17 protein-coding genes are annotated in these 15,950 nt (G+C 64.7%); 12 read left to right on the top strand and 5 right to left on the bottom strand.

Features of this window, described 5'->3' with window-relative positions:
- Nucleotides 1-80: 80 nt before the first annotated feature.
- From AC1D05_RS17330 to AC1D05_RS17320, 3 genes are all read left to right on the top strand, one after another.
- Nucleotides 81-1,766, top strand: coding sequence for an FAD-dependent oxidoreductase (locus tag AC1D05_RS17330; RefSeq protein WP_477442367.1), 1,686 nt, complete (start codon nucleotides 81-83; stop codon nucleotides 1,764-1,766).
- Nucleotides 1,766-2,074, top strand: coding sequence for a UBP-type zinc finger domain-containing protein (locus AC1D05_RS17325; RefSeq protein ID WP_477442365.1), 309 nt, complete (start codon nucleotides 1,766-1,768; stop codon nucleotides 2,072-2,074). Before AC1D05_RS17330 ends, AC1D05_RS17325 begins: the two co-directional genes overlap by 1 nt.
- Nucleotides 2,075-2,312: 238 nt before the next feature.
- Nucleotides 2,313-2,855: a cytochrome b gene (locus AC1D05_RS17320; RefSeq protein ID WP_477442363.1), complete on the top strand. Its 543-nt coding sequence runs from the start codon at nucleotides 2,313-2,315 to the stop codon at nucleotides 2,853-2,855.
- A gap of 66 nt (nucleotides 2,856-2,921) precedes the next feature.
- On the opposite strand, the gene AC1D05_RS17315 is transcribed toward AC1D05_RS17320, so the two are convergent.
- Both AC1D05_RS17315 and AC1D05_RS17310 read right to left on the bottom strand, forming a co-directional pair.
- The gene (locus AC1D05_RS17315) at nucleotides 2,922-3,095 is read right to left on the bottom strand and encodes a hypothetical protein (RefSeq protein WP_477442361.1); all 174 of its coding nucleotides are present in this window, start codon (nucleotides 3,093-3,095) and stop codon (nucleotides 2,922-2,924) included.
- 108 nt (nucleotides 3,096-3,203) lie between these two features.
- The gene (locus AC1D05_RS17310; protein ID WP_477442359.1) at nucleotides 3,204-3,686 is read right to left on the bottom strand and encodes a DUF2127 domain-containing protein; all 483 of its coding nucleotides are present in this window, start codon (nucleotides 3,684-3,686) and stop codon (nucleotides 3,204-3,206) included.
- Between the two features lie 37 nt (nucleotides 3,687-3,723).
- On the opposite strand from AC1D05_RS17310, the gene AC1D05_RS17305 reads away from it, so the two are divergent.
- Nucleotides 3,724-4,266 carry a phosphatase PAP2 family protein gene (locus tag AC1D05_RS17305; protein ID WP_477442357.1) on the top strand — a complete coding sequence of 181 codons (543 nt, stop codon included), beginning with the start codon at nucleotides 3,724-3,726 and terminating at the stop codon, nucleotides 4,264-4,266.
- 106 nt (nucleotides 4,267-4,372) lie between these two features.
- On the opposite strand, the gene AC1D05_RS17300 is transcribed toward AC1D05_RS17305, so the two are convergent.
- Nucleotides 4,373-4,552 (bottom strand): hypothetical protein, encoded by a 180-nt coding sequence (locus AC1D05_RS17300; RefSeq protein ID WP_172219698.1) that lies wholly within the window; start codon nucleotides 4,550-4,552, stop codon nucleotides 4,373-4,375.
- A 95-nt stretch (nucleotides 4,553-4,647) separates the two neighbouring features.
- Complete coding sequence (locus AC1D05_RS17295; RefSeq protein ID WP_477442355.1) at nucleotides 4,648-6,660, bottom strand: BTAD domain-containing putative transcriptional regulator; 2,013 nt, start codon at nucleotides 6,658-6,660, stop codon at nucleotides 4,648-4,650.
- Nucleotides 6,661-6,875: 215 nt separating this feature from the next.
- Here AC1D05_RS17295 and AC1D05_RS17290 point away from each other — a divergent pair, with 215 nt between their 5' ends.
- The 3 genes from AC1D05_RS17290 to AC1D05_RS17280 all read left to right on the top strand — a co-directional run bounded on the left by AC1D05_RS17290 (nucleotide 6,876) and on the right by AC1D05_RS17280 (nucleotide 9,889).
- On the top strand, nucleotides 6,876-7,964 hold the full coding sequence (locus AC1D05_RS17290) for a PLP-dependent cysteine synthase family protein (RefSeq protein ID WP_477442353.1): 1,089 nt from the start codon (nucleotides 6,876-6,878) through the stop codon (nucleotides 7,962-7,964).
- Between the two features lie 13 nt (nucleotides 7,965-7,977).
- On the top strand, nucleotides 7,978-9,465 hold the full coding sequence (locus AC1D05_RS17285) for a pyridoxal phosphate-dependent decarboxylase family protein (RefSeq protein ID WP_477442351.1): 1,488 nt from the start codon (nucleotides 7,978-7,980) through the stop codon (nucleotides 9,463-9,465).
- Between the two features lie 67 nt (nucleotides 9,466-9,532).
- Nucleotides 9,533-9,889, top strand: a complete 357-nt coding sequence (locus tag AC1D05_RS17280; protein ID WP_477442349.1) for a hypothetical protein — start codon at nucleotides 9,533-9,535, stop codon at nucleotides 9,887-9,889.
- 27 nt (nucleotides 9,890-9,916) lie between these two features.
- On the opposite strand, the gene AC1D05_RS17275 is transcribed toward AC1D05_RS17280, so the two are convergent.
- Nucleotides 9,917-11,425, bottom strand: a complete 1,509-nt coding sequence (locus AC1D05_RS17275) for a winged helix-turn-helix domain-containing tetratricopeptide repeat protein (protein WP_477442347.1) — start codon at nucleotides 11,423-11,425, stop codon at nucleotides 9,917-9,919.
- Nucleotides 11,426-11,664: 239 nt separating this feature from the next.
- Here AC1D05_RS17275 and AC1D05_RS17270 point away from each other — a divergent pair, with 239 nt between their 5' ends.
- The 5 genes from AC1D05_RS17270 to AC1D05_RS17250 all read left to right on the top strand — a co-directional run bounded on the left by AC1D05_RS17270 (nucleotide 11,665) and on the right by AC1D05_RS17250 (nucleotide 15,732).
- Nucleotides 11,665-11,913 (top strand): DUF1127 domain-containing protein, encoded by a 249-nt coding sequence (locus AC1D05_RS17270; RefSeq protein ID WP_477442345.1) that lies wholly within the window; start codon nucleotides 11,665-11,667, stop codon nucleotides 11,911-11,913.
- A 141-nt stretch (nucleotides 11,914-12,054) separates the two neighbouring features.
- Nucleotides 12,055-12,426 carry a hypothetical protein gene (locus AC1D05_RS17265; protein WP_477442343.1) on the top strand — a complete coding sequence of 124 codons (372 nt, stop codon included), beginning with the start codon at nucleotides 12,055-12,057 and terminating at the stop codon, nucleotides 12,424-12,426.
- A gap of 105 nt (nucleotides 12,427-12,531) precedes the next feature.
- Complete coding sequence (locus AC1D05_RS17260; RefSeq protein WP_477442341.1) at nucleotides 12,532-13,158, top strand: CDGSH iron-sulfur domain-containing protein; 627 nt, start codon at nucleotides 12,532-12,534, stop codon at nucleotides 13,156-13,158.
- Nucleotides 13,159-13,216: 58 nt separating this feature from the next.
- Entirely contained in the window at nucleotides 13,217-13,519 is a 303-nt protein-coding gene (locus AC1D05_RS17255) for a cupredoxin domain-containing protein (RefSeq protein ID WP_172221595.1), read from the top strand.
- Between the two features lie 170 nt (nucleotides 13,520-13,689).
- On the top strand, nucleotides 13,690-15,732 hold the full coding sequence (locus AC1D05_RS17250; RefSeq protein WP_477442339.1) for a hydantoinase/oxoprolinase N-terminal domain-containing protein: 2,043 nt from the start codon (nucleotides 13,690-13,692) through the stop codon (nucleotides 15,730-15,732).
- Nucleotides 15,733-15,950 lie beyond the last annotated feature (218 nt).

The raw sequence follows: 15,950 nt of genomic DNA, 5'->3' as shown, positions 1-15,950 counted from the left end.
TCCAAAGAGAACCTCCTCTCTCGGCCAGTCCCCGAACAAACCGCTTCAAACCGAGCCACGGCTTCGCTACGCTCGCGTCCATGTCCCAATCCAGCACCGCAATTTTCGGCGCCCGTCGCGATCAGGCCTTTCCCACGCTGAGCGAGGCGGATATCGACCATATGCGCCGGTTCGGCGAAGCCAGCGCCTATGAGGCCGGCGAGCACATCATCAAGGCCGGCGATGTCGCGCCAGGCCTGATCGTCGTCCTGTCGGGCAAGGTTGATATCACCCAGGATGGTCTTGGCCGGCGCGAGACGATCGTCTCCCATGGCCCCGGCAGCTTCGTCGGCGAACTGGCGCAGCTTTCGGCGCGCCCCTCGCTGGTCAATGCCGAGGCCGCCGAACCGGTCGAAGCCTTCGTCATTCCCTCGCAGCGCGTGCGCGACCTGATGGTGCAGGAAGCCAATCTCGGCGAGCGCATCATGCGGGCGCTGATCCTGCGCCGTGTCGGGCTCTTGGAAAGCGCCACCAGCGGGCCGATCATCATCGGACCATCAGGCAATGCCGACGTGTTGCGGCTGCAAGGGTTTTTGGCCCGCAGCGGCCAGCCGCACCGCGTGCTCGATTCCGCCAGCGACCCCTGCGCCAAGACCCTGGTCGAGCGCTTCGATGTCGATCCCCATCATCTGCCGGTGGTGCTGTGCCCCAACGGTCGGCTGCTGATGAATCCCGGCGAGAAGGACCTCGCCCGCTGCATCGGCCTGCTCAGGCCGATCGATGCCGATACGCTCTATGACGTGGCCATTGTCGGCGCCGGGCCGGCGGGGCTGGCGGCAGCCGTCTATGCGGCCTCCGAAGGACTGTCGACCATCGTCCTCGATTGCCGGGCCTTCGGCGGACAGGCCGGCGCCTCCTCGCGCATCGAGAACTATCTCGGCTTCCCCACAGGCATTACCGGCATGGCGCTGATGGCGCGCGCCTACAATCAGGCCCAGAAATTCGGCGTCGAAATGGTGATCCCCGACGAGGCGAAGCTGCTGAGTGCGGCGACCGACAATTCAGGCGCCCGCTATCTGCTCGACGTCGGTGACGGCGAGACGGTGCGCACGCGCAGCGTGGTCATCGCCAGCGGCGCGCGCTATCGGCGTCTCGATGTCTCCAACCTGTCGCAGTTCGAGGGAACGTCCGTGCATTATTGGGCCTCGCCCATCGAAGGCCGGCTTTGTGCCGGCCAGGAGGTGGCGTTGGTCGGCGCCGGCAATTCGGCCGGCCAGGCGGCGGTCTACCTCGCCAGCCACGCGCGCAAGGTGGCGCTGCTGGCCCGCGGCGGCAGCCTCGATGCCTCGATGTCGCGCTATCTGGTCGAGCGGATCAAGGCGCAGCCGAACATCGAGGTGCTGACCGAGACCGAAATCGAGGCGCTGGAGGGCGAGGACGGCAATCTTGCCACTGTGCGCTGGCGCAACCGCGTCAGCGGCGAAGAAACGACGCGCCCGATCCGCCATCTCTTCCTGTTCATCGGCGCCGACCCGAACACGGACTGGCTCGCGCAATGCAATGTGGCGCTCGACGCCAAGGGGTTCATCCGCACCGGATCGGAGCTCGGACCGGAACACGGCCTGATGGAGACCAGCCGCAACGGCGTGTTTGCCATCGGAGACGTGCGCTGCGGCTCGGTCAAACGCGTCGCGGCGGCCGTCGGCGAGGGTGCCCAGGTGGTCGCGGCACTGCATGCCTATCTCGCGCGGGACGGTGGCCAAATCCAACTGGTAAGGAGAGTGTGATGGCGGACGAATGCAAGCATGCGGCTGGAATCCAGGACGTGACGCCGAGCGCGCTCGGCTGCGAGGAATGCCTGAAGAGCAGCTCATGGTGGGTGCATCTGCGGCTCTGCCGCACCTGCGGCCATGTCGGCTGCTGCGACGACTCGCCCAACCGCCACGCGACAAAACATTTTCACGCCACCAGCCATCCCGTCATCGAGGGCTACGATCCGCCGGAAGGCTGGGGCTGGTGCTATGTCGACGAGGTTTTTCTCGACCTCGGCGACCGCACCACGCCGCAGAACGGTCCAATCCCGCGCTTTTATTGAGGGGCGCCGAGAGATCCGAAGAAAAGCCCGGTTCGTCCGGGCTTTTCTTTGGCCGACGCATCATGCCATTCGATGCCCTGTTGTCAGCGAACTGACAGGTTGCCTGTTCCAGTGTCTACCGAATCACGATCATCACAGCCCGGTCCCTGGACGTTCCCTTCAAAAAGGGGTTCGTCCCCGAACAAAGCTTTGACATGATCGCGGCTAGTTTAGAAACGTTCAAAACTGGAAGGCCCGCATGCATCCTACCTACACAAGCGCCCAGAAGGCCATTCACTGGGCGGTGTTCCTGCTGGTCATCGGCCTTTATGGCCTGACCTACGTCGAGGAGCTTTTTCCGCGCGGCGATCCGGGGCGGGCGCTCGTCTGGTGGCTGCATATTTCGTTCGGTTTGCTGCTTTTCGCGCTGGTCGTCATCCGTGTCGGCCTGCGGCTGACGCTGGGGACGCCCGGCCTGCCCCAGGAAATGTCACCGCTCGAACGAAGTACGGCCAAAGTCGCGCACCTCCTGCTTTACGCCCTGCTGGTGGCCATTCCCGTGCTCGGTATCGTGCTGACCTGGTATAGGGGCGATGCCCTGAGTTTCTTCGGTCTCTTCACCATCCCGGCCCCGGTCTCGCCGGATCGTGACACGGCCCGGTTGATCAGGGAGCTGCACAGCCTCTGCGCCAATTCGATACTCATTCTTGCCGGAGTGCATGCGGCGGCGGCGCTGTGGCATCATTATGTCCGCAAGGATGACGTGCTCAAGCGAATGATGCCGGAAAGCACGGGCTCGTAGGAGTCCGTCCCACGGGCTTGCCTCGTGCGCCGGTCACACGGGAAGGGGCACGCCATCTTCTTGCGATCAGTCTCGCCCTGCCGGCACCAGGGCGGGCTCAGGGTTGTCCACGCTGTTCTCATTGACCTGGAAGGCCTTTCCTTCGACCTTCTCTTTCTTCGGATCGCCGCCCGTCTGTTGCTGCGGCGGGCGCTTTGGGTTTTGCTTGGTGTTCTCGTTCACGTCGAGGGCTCTCGTCATCGTGTCCTCCGGTTGCGTTCATGGAGGACAATCTCCGACGGAGCGTGGGGTTCCCTGGCCATTCTGCGCTGGCGTCCAGCGGAAGGGACGGGACCGGCAGTTCAACTGTCATGTCGGCGTGTGCTGCCGCACGACCTTCCACTCGTGCCAGATCAGCACCATCACGGCCGCATCGAAGACGGTCAGGACGAGCAAGCCGAACGAATGGGTGTTGGAGTAGCGGTAGACTTGATAGACCATGAACAAGCCCAATGCCGCGAGCGATGCTGGGTAAGACCAGAGCTTGCCTCTCAAGAGCCCGACAACCAAGGCAAGCTTTATCAGGCCGTGGTTGAGCAGGTAGAAGGCGTAAAACTCTTTGCTGGCGATCGAAAAATGGCTTGCCATCTGCGACAGATAGCCAGCTATGAAATCGTTCGGATCTTCGATCAATTCCTCTGCGGTGAGGGCGTTGACCCAGGAGGCGATGGTATCGGTGGTGACGACATAGAGCAGGATCCCGCCGATGCATTCGATCAGGGCATGCGCGCCCTTGAGCCAGACGCCGACTTCGAAAATCTGATGGATGCGGTGTTCATCGACGGGTTTCAAAATCCACCTCACGATCAACTACGGAAACCGACGCCAAATGGATGCAGTCCTAACGCATTGGATAAACGCCGAGGCCGGGATCAGCCCCTTTCTTGATAAGGCAATGATCGGCGTCTCACAAATCGGCGTTCCGCTCATGGTGCTGGCCGTGGTCCTGCAATGGTGGGCCATGGCCGACCGGTACCATGTCCGTCACGCGGCAGTATCAGCCGGTCTGGCGTTCCTGCTAGCGCTTGCAGTCAACCAGTTCATTCTTCTCTTCGTGCATCGCATTCGGCCCTACGATGCTGGTGTGACACATCTGTTGATTGCACCAAGCGCTGACTGGTCGTTCCCATCCGATCACGCGACAGCCAGCATTGCGATTGTTGCAGCCTTTGCGATGCAAGGTCTCCCGCGCCGGACGATCGCGCTGTTCGCCATGGCGTTCCTGATCTGCTGGTCGAGAATCTACATCGGGACGCATTACATGACCGACGTTATCGGTGGGGCCATAACTGGTGTCCTGGGTGCCGTCGTGGTGCGACTGGTTTACCGCGAGAACTCCCGGCTGGACAAACTGGTGACCAAGATTCTTTAGGGCGGGTCCCGCTTGAAGACATATTCGGACGGAGGAGGGCGATCAGCAACCCTCCTCGACTCACATGGTCCTTCCGACCGGTGTGCAGAGCCGACCGCTACGTCATCTATCGCACGGACCCTGTGACCGTCCGGTCGACATCGGGAACCGATTTGCGGTCGTTGCCGGCAAGGGCGGCGATGATCAGCAGGCTGGCGACCACCGGGACGAACAGGATGGCGACGCGGGCCTGTACATAAAAAATGGCACGCCATTCGCTGCGCTTGTCGGGGCTGTCGCTCATCATACTCACTCTGCCATGGACCCCCCGGGCGTCACATAGAGGTGAACTGTTAAGCAACTCCTTCCGACTTCGTTAACGGGCGGACTTCAAGCGCGAAATCAGCTGAGCCCGATGCGTCTGGCGCCTTGCCGGAACAGCGCCTCGGCGTCCGGCTCGAAGCGGAACGTGCCGATGAAATCGTCGGCACGATAGTCCGGCAATGTCTTGCGGATGGCGGCGGCAAAGCCGTGTGCCTCGTCGAGCCGGTCGGCCAGCGCCAGGCAGTGCGCCGCGATCGCCAGGATGATGGTGTGCGCATTCGGCCGCGCCGCCGCCTTCAGCGCCCAGTCGGCCGCCTCCTCGAACTGGCCGAGCCGGACATGCGACATAGCCCGCGCCCCCAGCATGCCGAACAGCAGCGGGTCGAAGGGGCTGAGATGGCGCGAATGGTCGGACGAGCCGATCGCCGCTTGCGGGTCGCCCGACTGCGAGTGGACGAAGGACAACGCGTAATGGCCGAGCGCGAAATTGGGGCTGAGATCGACCGCCCGTTCCAGTTCGAGCAGAGAGCCGTCCTGCTCGCCGCGCAGCCACAGCGCCCGGCCCATCGCCCAATGCGCCGCTGGATTGTGGTCGTCGACCAGCAGGCTGTGGCCGGCGCTCTCATAGGCCAGCGCGCTTTCGCGGTCGCGGTCGCCCCAGCGCTGGAAGGCATTTTGCCAGTGGGTGAACGATAGACCGGCATAGGCGCGGGCAAAGGTCGGGTCGAGCTGCAAAGCCCTGTCGAAGAAATGCCGCGCCTGCTCGTTCTCGGCCTGGGTGAAGCGGTACATGTGCCAAAGGCCGCGATGATAGGCCTCCCAGGCGTTGAGCGAGTTGGGCGCCTTCAGCATGGCGCGGTTGCGCTCGACGGTTTCGATCTCGGCCGAGATCGACGAGACGATGCTGTCGCCGATATCGTCGAGCACGGCAAAAATGTCGTCGGGCCGGCGCTCGAACGTGTCGGCCCAGACGATCCTGGCGGTGCGCACCTCGATCAGTTCGACGCTGACGATCAGGCGGCCGGCCGTGCTGCGCACCGTGCCGGTGGCGACATAGTCGACATTGAGTTTCCTGCCGGCCTCTTCCGGCGCGATGGTCTTTTCGGCCAGCGCGAACACCGACCCACGCGCGATGACGAAGAAATCGCGGAGCTTGGCAAGACGGGTGATGATGTCGTGGGTGAAACCGTCGGCCAGCCCGCCGCGCGCACCGCTTTCGTCGACAAACGGCATGACGGCCAGGGAAGCGTGGCTCGGCTCGACGGGGCCGGCTGCGCTTGATGAGGCCAGCGGAGGCGATATTGTGGGCAGGCAGGCCGGCTGCGTCTGCGAGGCTCGTTGGTCGCGGATCGCCCGCCAGGCCGTGCGAAGCGGCGCGAAATCCAGGTCCTCCGACTGAAACAACCGTTCCGCCGAAGCCAGATGCTGCTCGGCCGCAGCGATTTCGCCGCGCCGGGCGAGACTGGCCAGCAGTGCTGCATGCGCACGTCCATCGAACGGCGCCAGTTCCACCCATGTGTCGAGATGGGCGACAGCCTCGGTGCCATCCGCCGGCAGGCTGGCGACAAGCTGTTCCAGCACGGCAGCGTGACACGCATGAAAACGCCGGCGCTGGGCGATCAGCCAGCTGTCGAAAAGCGGGCTGCGTTCAAGCTCCAGCCCGGCGAGCAGATCGCCGGCAAACAGCCTGGCCAGCGCTCGCAGACGCTCCACATCCAGTGTGCCGATCCCTTGCGTGACGGCACGGCTGATCTCCAGCGCGTCGACAAGGCAGCCGTCGAGATCGAGCGCGACCGTATCGCCCTGAGTGCAGACCCGGCGCCGGTCCGGCGTGTCGAGGGCGGCGCGCAGCTTGCTCAGGCACCAGCGCAACTCGCCGCGAGGATCGTTGGGCACATCCCACAGCAGTTCGCACAGCCGGCTGCGCCCCACGGCGTGCGGCGCCAGCGCCAGATAGGCAAACAGCGCGCGCAGCTTGCGCGAGGCCGGCAGCGCCACCGGCACGCCGTCGCGCACGATTTCCAGCGGTCCGAGCAGGCGCACGGACAGGCCCTGCCTATCGCCGTCCAGCCTTGATGGTGCGGATTCCACGTCCGTTTCCACGCCTGCTCCCACGCTGGCCTGTCGGCCCTTGCTCTATCACCAAGCCCGATACGGCGCATCCGGCGGCGAATTTCGCGCCGGCAGCGGCTGTTGCCGCATCGCCGGCACGTCAGTCCTAGCGTGGCAAGGTCTCGAAACCTCGCCGCCCAAGCCGCCGGTCTGTAACCGGCCTGTGAAGATGAACACGATCGAGGAGATCAAAGATGTTGAATAAGCAGAAAATCAGGACCACGACCGGGCGCGGCCGTCTGTTCGACAGCATCCTGGACACTGTCGGCGACACGCCGGTGATCCGCATCAACAATCTCGCACCGGCCCACGCGACGATCTACGTCAAGGCCGAGTTCTTCAATCCGGCTGCCTCGGTGAAGGACCGGCTGGCGCTCAACATCATCGAGGAGGGTGAGCGCAGCGGCGCGCTGAAGCCCGGCCAGACCGTGGTCGAAGCGACCAGCGGCAACACCGGCATTGGCCTCGCCATGGTCTGCGCGCAAAAGGGTTATCCGCTGGTCGTCACCATGGCCGACAGCTTTTCCGTCGAGCGCCGCAAGCTGATGCGCATGCTGGGCGCCAAGGTGGTGCTGACGCCGCGCGCCGAAAAGGGTTTCGGCATGTACAAGAAGGCGGTGGAGCTGGCCGAGGCCAATGGCTGGTTCCTGGCCCGCCAGTTCGAGACGGCGGCCAATGCCGCCATCCACGAGGCGACGACGGCACGCGAGATCGTCAATGATTTCGCCGGCTCGCGGCTCGACTGCTTCGTCACCGGCTACGGCACTGGCGGCACCGTAGTCGGCGTGGCGCGCGTGCTGCGCCGCGAGCGGCCGGAGACCCGCATCGTGCTCTCCGAACCGGCCAATGCGCAGCTGGTCGGCAGCGGCAAGGCGCAGCAGCGCGGCGCCGGTGGTGCTCCCGCAGCCAGCCACCCGGCCTTCGAGCCGCATCCGGTCCAGGGCTGGACGCCGGACTTCATCCCCAACGTGCTGCAGGAAGCGATCGACGCCAGCCTCTATGACGAGGTGATGCCGATTGCCGGACCCGAAAGCATCAAATGGGCCAAGGCCCTGGCGCAGAAGGAGGGCATCTTCACCGGCATTTCTGGCGGCGCCACCTTCGCCGTGGCGCGGCAGGTCGCGGAGAAGGCCCCGGCCGGATCGGTGATCCTGTGCATGCTGCCCGACACCGGCGAGCGCTACATGTCGACGCCGCTGTTCGATGGCATCGAGGCCGAAATGGATGCCGACGAGATGGCGCGGTCGCGCTCAACGCCCGGCTGCCAGTTCCCGGCGGCTTGACGGGAGACCGCTCATGGACATCGCGCAGGAAACGCTCGGCATGATGGCCGAGGAAACGCTTGACCCCGCCGACTGGGCCACTGTCCAGGTGCTGTCCCACCAGGTCATTGACGATGCCGTCGATTATCTCAGCGATATCAGGCACCGTCCGGTCTGGCGGGAGATGCCGGCGGAGGTGCGAGAGGCCTTCGCGGCACCCCTGCCGCGCTTCCCCGCGCCGCTGGCCGCTGTCTATGACGAGGTCTCGCGCACCGTGATGTCCTACCCGATGGGCAACATCCATCCGCGCTTCTGGGCCTGGTATATGGGGTCGAGCAACTTCACCGGCGCGCTCGGGGACTTCCTGGCGGCAATCCAGGGCTCCAATCTCGGCGGCGGCAACCACGCCGCCGGGCTGATGGACAACCAGGTGGTCAACTGGTGCAAGCAGATGCTGGGTTTTCCGGCTTCCGCCTCCGGCACACTGGTCAGCGGCGGCTCGATGGCCAACCTCATCGGGCTGACCGTGGCGCGCAACACCAAGGCCGGCATCGACGTGCGCGAGCACGGCGTTGCCGCAATCGAAAAGCCGCTGCGCTTCTATGGCTCGGACCAGATCCATTCCTGCCACCGCAAGGCGATGGAAGCGCTTGGTGTCGGCAACCGGGCGCTGCGCCGCATCCCGACTGACGACGGCCTGCGCATCGACATTTCGGCGTTGCGGGCTGCGATCGCTGAAGACCGCGAAGCCGGCTTCAAACCGGCCTGTGTCATCGGCAATGCCGGCACGGTCAACACCGGCGCGATCGACGATCTGCAAACGCTCGCCAAACTCGCGCACGAGGAAGACCTCTGGTTCCATGTCGATGGCTGCATCGGCGCGCTGATTGCGATTGCGCCTGATAATGCGCATCGCGTTGCCGGCATCCAATGGGCGGATTCCATCGCGCTCGATCCGCACAAATGGCTCCATGCGCCGTTCGAGGTCGGCTGCGCCCTGGTCAGGGACGCCGTCGCGCATCGGCGGACCTTCGCGGTGACGCCGGAATATCTGGAATCGACGCCACGCGGCCTCGCCTCCGGCGAATGGCTGCACGATTACGGCCTGCAGACCTCGCGCGGCTTTCGCGCGCTGAAGGTCTGGATGGCCCTGAAGGAGCATGGCGTCGACAAATTCGGCCGCCTCATCGACCAGAACATTGCGCAAGCCTTCTATCTCGCCGGGCGGATCGAGGCCGAGCCGCTGCTGGAGCTGGCGACGCCGCCGACCATCAACATCGTTTGTTTCCGCTACCAGCCGGGCCTCACCGGCGAGGCGCTGAAGGCACTCAACACCGAGATCATGCTGCGGCTGCAGGAGCAGGGCATTGCCGCCCTCTCCGACACCACCGTGGATGGCGAGCACTGGCTGCGCGTGGCGATCGCCAACCACCGCACAAGGCGCGACGACCTCGACCTTCTGCTCGCGGAAACGGTGCGGCTGGGGCGGGAGATCGCGGCCGAAGGCACTTCAGCGAAATAGGTCAGAACGCGAGCGACAGGCATGGGCGGCCATGCGATTCTGCGGCGGTGATTCGGGAGGTCCGACCGTGACGCTGTTTCGTATGGCCGTGCTCGCGGCGCTGGTCTGCACCAATTCGGCCGAGGCCGCCGACATGGCCTTCTTCGTCAAGAACCTGCGCAAGGAAGCGGTTGCGGTCGAGCTGTTCAGCCGCGACCGCGAAACGGTCTGGCCGGGCAACGGCAAGGTGTTCATGATCGACCCGAATTCGCAGAAATCGGTGCCGCTGTCCTGCAATTCCGGAGAGCGTATCTGCTATGGCGCCTGGGTGGACGGCAACGATCGGATTTCCGCCGGCGTCGGGCCTGACAACGATCAGCCTTGCGACACCTGTTGTTTCATTTGTGTTGAACACACGACCGAGACCATCGATCTGGTGCCGTGATTGTGGCCTCGGCGCCCGCGCAGCAGGTCAGTCCGGCAGACCGGCCTTGCGAAAACCATCGACGAAATGCTTGCGCATCGCGTCGTCGCGGAATGGCTCCGTCCAGACCCAGTAGCTGGTCGTGAAATGCGGGTTGCCGATGAGGAACATTTCGACCTCGGCGCGCGCCTCGTCGAGCCGGCCGAGTTGCGCCAGGCTTGCCGCCAGGAACCGGCGCGAGCTCGTCCGATAGGTCTCCTCCCGGCGCAAGGTCTCGACGGCAGCTTCGTAATCGCGCGCCGCATATTGCGCCTCGCCGAGCGTCAGATAATACCAGCTTGCCGGATAGGGATTGAGCCGGAACGCCTTGCGGATATGCTCGAGGCCGTCCTCGACCCGTCCGGCCAGCACCGCGATGTCGGACAATGTCGCCCAGGCGTCGGCCTCGTTCGGGTCGAGTTCGAACGCTTTGGCGAATTCGGCTTCCGACTCTTCGAAGCTGCGCTCATAGGCGAGCAGGTTGCCGAGCACCCAGCGGCAGCCGGCATCGTTGGGATCGATCGCCACGGCCTTGCGTGCCAGTTCCAGCGCGATGCGCCGGTTGGGTTCGACCGGCTCGCCCCAATGCACCCATCCCATCCAATGGTTCATGGCAAGCCAGCGATGAGCCTCGGCGTAGTCCGGATCGAGGGACACCGCGCGCGTCAGCAGCAGATGCGCTTCCCGTGCCGTCTGCGGCGATTCCTCGATCAGCTTGCGCGCCCGCACGCACAGATCGTAGGCCTCGAGATTTGTCGGCCGGTTGCGCGGCGGCGGCGCGCGCAACCGGCCGAGCAGCGCCTCGACGATCTTGGCCGTGGCCTCGTCCTGGACGGCGAAGATATCGTCCAGGCCGCGATCGAAGCGTTCGGCCCACAGATGCTCGCCGCTCGTTGCGTCGACCAGCTGTGCGTTGATGCGCACGCGCCCCGCGGCGCGTCGGGCGCTGCCCTCCAGGAGGTAGCGCACGCCAAGCTCTTCGGCGATCGCGCGCACGTCCATCGCCTTGCCCTTGTAGGCAAAGGTCGAGTTGCGCGCGATGACGAACAGGCCCGAGGCCCGGGACAGGTCGGTGATCAAATCTTCCGTCAACCCGTCGGCGAAGGCCTCCTGCTCGGGGTCGTTGCTGAGGTTGACGAAGGGCAACACCGCTATCGATGGCTTGTCGGGCAGCGGCAAGGGTTTACGCTTCGCGCGGTCGAGCTGTTCGATGGCGCCGGTGAAGCGGTAGCCGACGCGCGGAACCGTCGATATCCATTCACCGCCATCGGCGGGCGGACCAAGCAGCTTTCGCAGCTGCGCGATCTGGACGGTGAGGTTGCCTTCCTCAACGGCCGTGCCGGGCCACGCCGCGTCCATCAGTTCGGCTTTCTCGAGGATTTCGCCGGGCCGTCCGACGAGCGCGGCAAGCAGCTTCAGCCCGCGATAGCCGACGGCAACGGGATCGTCGTTCCGAAGCAGCGTTCCCGCACCCGGATCAAGCACGAACGGACCAAAAGCAAAGCGCGATCCCTGCATAGGCGCATCTATAGAGCAATTCCGCGAAAAGTGTGAGGCGGTTTGCCGGGAAAAAGCGTGCAGCACTTTCCCCTGGGAATGACGCCAAAACAAAGAGTTAGAGTCCATTTGGAACTTTTGAGAACTATTTGGCAGGGCTTAATTACGGCGCCCTCCATATCCTGCAGAATTCAACCTCATTCAGATCACGGGCGGCCCATTCTCAAACCCTATGGGCGGCGAACCACATGGAGGTTGTCATGACCAATATCTTTGCATCCGCCCAGCATCAGGCAGTGCTGCGGGGAATGTGTGTGGGGCAGACATCGCGCCGGCGCTATAGCCTTGCGAGCCTGCGGAACACTATCGCCACATGGCGTCAACAGACACGCTTTCGCTGGGACCTCAAGCGGATCTCGGAAGTCAATCCGCATCTGATCGACGATATCGGCCTCACCAGACGGCAGGTCGATGAAGAGATCGCCAAGCTGCCCTTCTGGCAGCGATAGGCGAAGCCCGCGATGACGCCGGCTTACCGGTTTGCGCGTGCGATTATATCAGGGATTGTCGTCATCCCCCTTTAGCGTCGGCCCGCGTCATGGCATGATCCCCCGATCGGCCGTGGGGCCGATTCTTCATCGGGGGTTTCCATGTCTTTCATACCAGCGCGCCGGCTTGCCGCCGCGTTTTCGTTCGCCGTCCTGTTTGCATCATCAGCCCATGCCGGCGACGTCACCTTCACCGTCAAGAACAGCCATCCCAATGCCATGCGCCTCGAGCTCTACAGCCAGGACCGCGACTATGTCTGGCCGGGCGAAGGCAAGGACTTCTACCTCGACGACGGCGAGACCAAGTCGTTGCCGATCTCCTGCAACGAGGGTGAATCGATCTGCTACGGCGCCTGGGTCGATGGCGACGAGGGCACCTATTGGGGTGTCGGCCCCGGCAACAAGGAAAAATGCGAGGATTGCTGCTACACCTGCAGCGGCGGCGAGACCGAGGAGATCAATCTCGTCCCCTGACCGGTTTGCCAGCTTGACGGTTTTCCTGTTCGAGCCATAGCTTGCTCAAACACCCAAGGCACGCCGCGTCAGACACGACGTGCCCCAGGCAACAGGAGCACCGCGATGGCCGGCATGGTCGAAAGCGACAAGATCGACGTCGGTTTTTCCGGCAAGCGCTGCATCCATTCACGCAATTGCGTGCTCGGCGATCCGCATGTCTTCGTGCCCAACGCGCCGGGCCAATGGATCCATCCCGATGCGGCCAGCGTCGAGAAGGTGGTGGCCATCGCCGAAAACTGCCCTTCGGGCGCCATCACCTATGTCAGGAAGGACGGCGGGCCGCAGGAAAAGCCGCCGGTGGTCAACACCGTGCGGCTGCGCGAAAACGGTCCGCTCGCCGTGCACGCCGAGATCGTGCTCAACGACGAAACCTTTTATCGCGCCACGCTGTGCCGCTGCGGCGCTTCGGAAAACAAGCCGTTCTGCGACGGCAGCCATACCAAGGCCGGCTTCACCGCCACCGGCGAACCGGCGCTGAAGGACACGCCGGCGCTCGAAGCACGGAATGGCCCGCTGAAAGTGACGCCGACCACCAACGGCCCGCTCAAGCTCGAGGGCAATGTCGAGATCGTCACCGGCACCGGCCACACGATCGACCGCACGCAACGCACCTTCCTCTGCCGCTGCGGCCACTCGGCCAACAAGCCGTTTTGCGACAACACGCATAAAAAGATTGGCTTTGTGGCATGAAAGGCCATTCGGCAACGTTAGTGTAGGATGAGGGTTCGCGCCCGGGAGGAAATCCACTATGCGCACCATGCTTGTACTTGCTCTGCTTGCCTTTGCCATGCCCGCCTATGCCGCCAATCATGCGGTCCAGATCAAGGGCATGAAATTCAACCCGTCGAAAATCTCGGTCGCCGTTGGCGATACCATCACCTTCACCAATGCCGACTCGATGACGCACACCGCCACCGCGCTCGATGGCTCCTTCGACACCGGCCATCTCGCCACCGGCAAGAGCGCCAAGGTCAAGGTATCAGTTGCCGGCGCACATCCATTCCATTGTGCGATCCACAGCTCGATGAAGGGCACTGTCACGGCCAAATAGCGGCATCCTCGCCGCGTTGTGGCCAACGTTGCCGATCTCCCCTCTCAAGGGGGAGATCGGGCTCGTATCACGGTCATCGCGTGTTGGCCCAGCGCTCGCGGCTTTATCGGCGGGCCTGTATCGGATAAGGGCGGGGAAGTAAAATTCCCTACCGTCCGGATCCGCCAAGAATGACCGCCAAGACCAAGCCAAAACCACTGTTCCTCGGCATCGACACCGGCGGCACCTATACCGATGCCGTGCTGTGGTCTGAAACCGAAGGCCCACAGCAGGGGCCGAACAAGGGCAAGGTGCTGGCCAAGGCCAAGGCGCTGACCACCAGGCATGATCTTGCTGTCGGCATTTCCGGGGCCGTCGACGCGGTGCTCGAAAAGGCCGGCACCGATCCGGCTGCGATCAAACTGGTGTCGATGTCGACGACGCTCGCCACCAATGCGCTGGTCGAGGGCCAAGGCGGCCGCGTTGCGCTGGTCATGATCGGCTTTTCCGAAGCCGACCTCGCTCGCGATGGGCTGAAGACGGCACTCGGCACCGATCCGGTGGTGTTTTGCCCGGGCGGCCACGACGTCCACGGCAATGCCGCCAAACTCGATCTGTCAGGGTTGGAAGCGGCCCTGCCGGAACTCGGCGCCTCGGTGTCCGGCTTTGCCGTCTGCGCCTATTTCGCCACCCGCAACCCGGCGCACGAGATCGCCACCCGCGAGCTGATCCGCGACAAGACCGGCCTGCCGGTCACGGCTAGCCACGAACTGTCGGCCAAGCTCGGCGGCCCGCGCCGCGCGCTGACGACGCTGCTCAACGCCAGGCTGATCTCGATGATCGACCGGCTCGTTGCGGCGACCGAAGGGTTTCTGGAGGCCCGCAACATCGCCGCCCCCTTGATGGTGGTGCGCGGCGACGGCGCGCTGGTCTCGGCGGCGTTCGCCCGCCAGCGGCCGATCGAGACGATCCTCTCCGGCCCCGCAGCCAGCCTGGTCGGCGCCCGTCATATGACCGGGCTCGACAATGCCGTGGTCTCCGACATTGGCGGCACCACCACCGACGTTGCCGTGCTTGACAAGGGCCGGCCACGGCTTGATCCGGAAGGCGCCACCGTCGGCGGTTTCCGTACCATGGTCGAGGCCGTCGCCATGCGCACCTTCGGCCTCGGCGGCGATTCCGAAGTGGCGCTGGAGGATGGCGCGCTCAACCCGAAAATCCAGCTTGGGCCGCGCCGCCTGGTGCCGCTGGCGCTGGCCGGCATGGCGCATGGTGACGCCGTCAGATCGGAACTCGAACGCCAGTTGCGGGCGCCCAACCCGGGCCGCATGGATGGCCGCTTCGCGGTGCGCACCGGCGTGCCGGACAGGCTTGCCGCCGGGCTGACCGCTCCCGAGGCGCGGCTCTACGAGGCGATCGGCGCGACCCCGCTTGCCCTCGACAGGCTGCTGACATCGAATGCCCAGAACGCCACCTTGAACCGGCTGGTCTCGCGCGGGCTGGTGCATATCTCAGGCTTCACCCCGTCGGACGCGGCGCATGTGCTGGGCAAGCAGGCCAACTGGGATGCGGTCACCGCCCGCCTCGGCGCCGAACTGTTCGCCCGCAAGCGCGATGGTCGTGGCCAGCCCATTGCGGCGTCACCGGAAGTGATCTCGGAGCGGGTGCTGCTGACGCTGACGCGCTGGTCGGCCGAATATATCCTCGAGACCGCCTTCGCCGAGGACGGCCTCGATGGCGCTGCGACGGTCGCGCACGCACTGGTGCAGCGCGCCGTCGACGCCCACCCCGGCATCGCCCGCCTCAGCGTCGCGCTCGACCGCCCTGTCATCGGCCTCGGCGCCTCGGCGCCGTTGCACTATGCCGGCCTGGCGCCCCTGGTCGGCAATGAGTGCGTGGTACCGGAAGACACCGATGTCGCCAACGCGCTCGGCGCCGTCGTTGGCCAGGTCAGGGTTTCGGCCGAGGCCCGGGTCAGCCAGCCCAAGGAAGGGCTGTTCCGCCTTGCCTCGGGCGAGACGGTGCGCGATTTCCTCGACGAGGCGGCGGCGATCGCGGCCGCCGAGGCCGATGTGCGCGCCATCGTCGCCCAGAGGGCCAAGGATGCCGGCACCGACAGCGCCGAGATTGATGTCGCGACCGAGTTCAGGGTTTCGACCGTCGAAGCCCAGCGCATGTTCATCGAGGCGCATGTGGTGGCGGTGGCCTCGGGAAGGCCGAGGATCGCGGTGTAGCGGCTGATCTCCCCCCTTGAGGGGGAGATGTCGCCGAAGGCGACAGAGGGGGTCGGTTCGACGGGATGCGACGTCCTGCTTTGAACAGAAGAGGCTAGCGCCTTATGTCCGGCGACCCCCTCTGGCCTGCCGGCCATCTCCCCCTCAAGGGGGGAGATGGGCAGCGTCACCGCTCGCCAAAATGCCCGCCTTCAACCTAAGCTGAATTGACCCTGCAA

It is taken from the genome of Mesorhizobium sp. P2_E9 (genome assembly GCF_056403815.1).
The sequence above is the reverse complement of the archived record's forward strand: the minus strand, read 5'-3'. Positions and strand labels throughout refer to the sequence as shown.

Coding starts and splice junctions, on each gene's coding strand:
- AC1D05_RS17275 (WP_477442347.1), bottom strand. CDS start 11,425: ATGCAGGGATCGCGCTTTGCTTTTGGTCCGTTCGTGCTTGATCCGGGT.
- AC1D05_RS17325 (WP_477442365.1), top strand. CDS start 1,766: ATGGCGGACGAATGCAAGCATGCGGCTGGAATCCAGGACGTGACGCCG.
- AC1D05_RS17260 (WP_477442341.1), top strand. CDS start 12,532: ATGGCCGGCATGGTCGAAAGCGACAAGATCGACGTCGGTTTTTCCGGC.
- AC1D05_RS17290 (WP_477442353.1), top strand. CDS start 6,876: ATGTTGAATAAGCAGAAAATCAGGACCACGACCGGGCGCGGCCGTCTG.
- AC1D05_RS17285 (WP_477442351.1), top strand. CDS start 7,978: ATGGACATCGCGCAGGAAACGCTCGGCATGATGGCCGAGGAAACGCTT.
- AC1D05_RS17330 (WP_477442367.1), top strand. CDS start 81: ATGTCCCAATCCAGCACCGCAATTTTCGGCGCCCGTCGCGATCAGGCC.
- AC1D05_RS17320 (WP_477442363.1), top strand. CDS start 2,313: ATGCATCCTACCTACACAAGCGCCCAGAAGGCCATTCACTGGGCGGTG.
- AC1D05_RS17255 (WP_172221595.1), top strand. CDS start 13,217: ATGCGCACCATGCTTGTACTTGCTCTGCTTGCCTTTGCCATGCCCGCC.
- AC1D05_RS17300 (WP_172219698.1), bottom strand. CDS start 4,552: ATGATGAGCGACAGCCCCGACAAGCGCAGCGAATGGCGTGCCATTTTT.
- AC1D05_RS17250 (WP_477442339.1), top strand. CDS start 13,690: ATGACCGCCAAGACCAAGCCAAAACCACTGTTCCTCGGCATCGACACC.
- AC1D05_RS17265 (WP_477442343.1), top strand. CDS start 12,055: ATGTCTTTCATACCAGCGCGCCGGCTTGCCGCCGCGTTTTCGTTCGCC.
- AC1D05_RS17315 (WP_477442361.1), bottom strand. CDS start 3,095: ATGACGAGAGCCCTCGACGTGAACGAGAACACCAAGCAAAACCCAAAG.
- AC1D05_RS17270 (WP_477442345.1), top strand. CDS start 11,665: ATGACCAATATCTTTGCATCCGCCCAGCATCAGGCAGTGCTGCGGGGA.
- AC1D05_RS17305 (WP_477442357.1), top strand. CDS start 3,724: ATGGATGCAGTCCTAACGCATTGGATAAACGCCGAGGCCGGGATCAGC.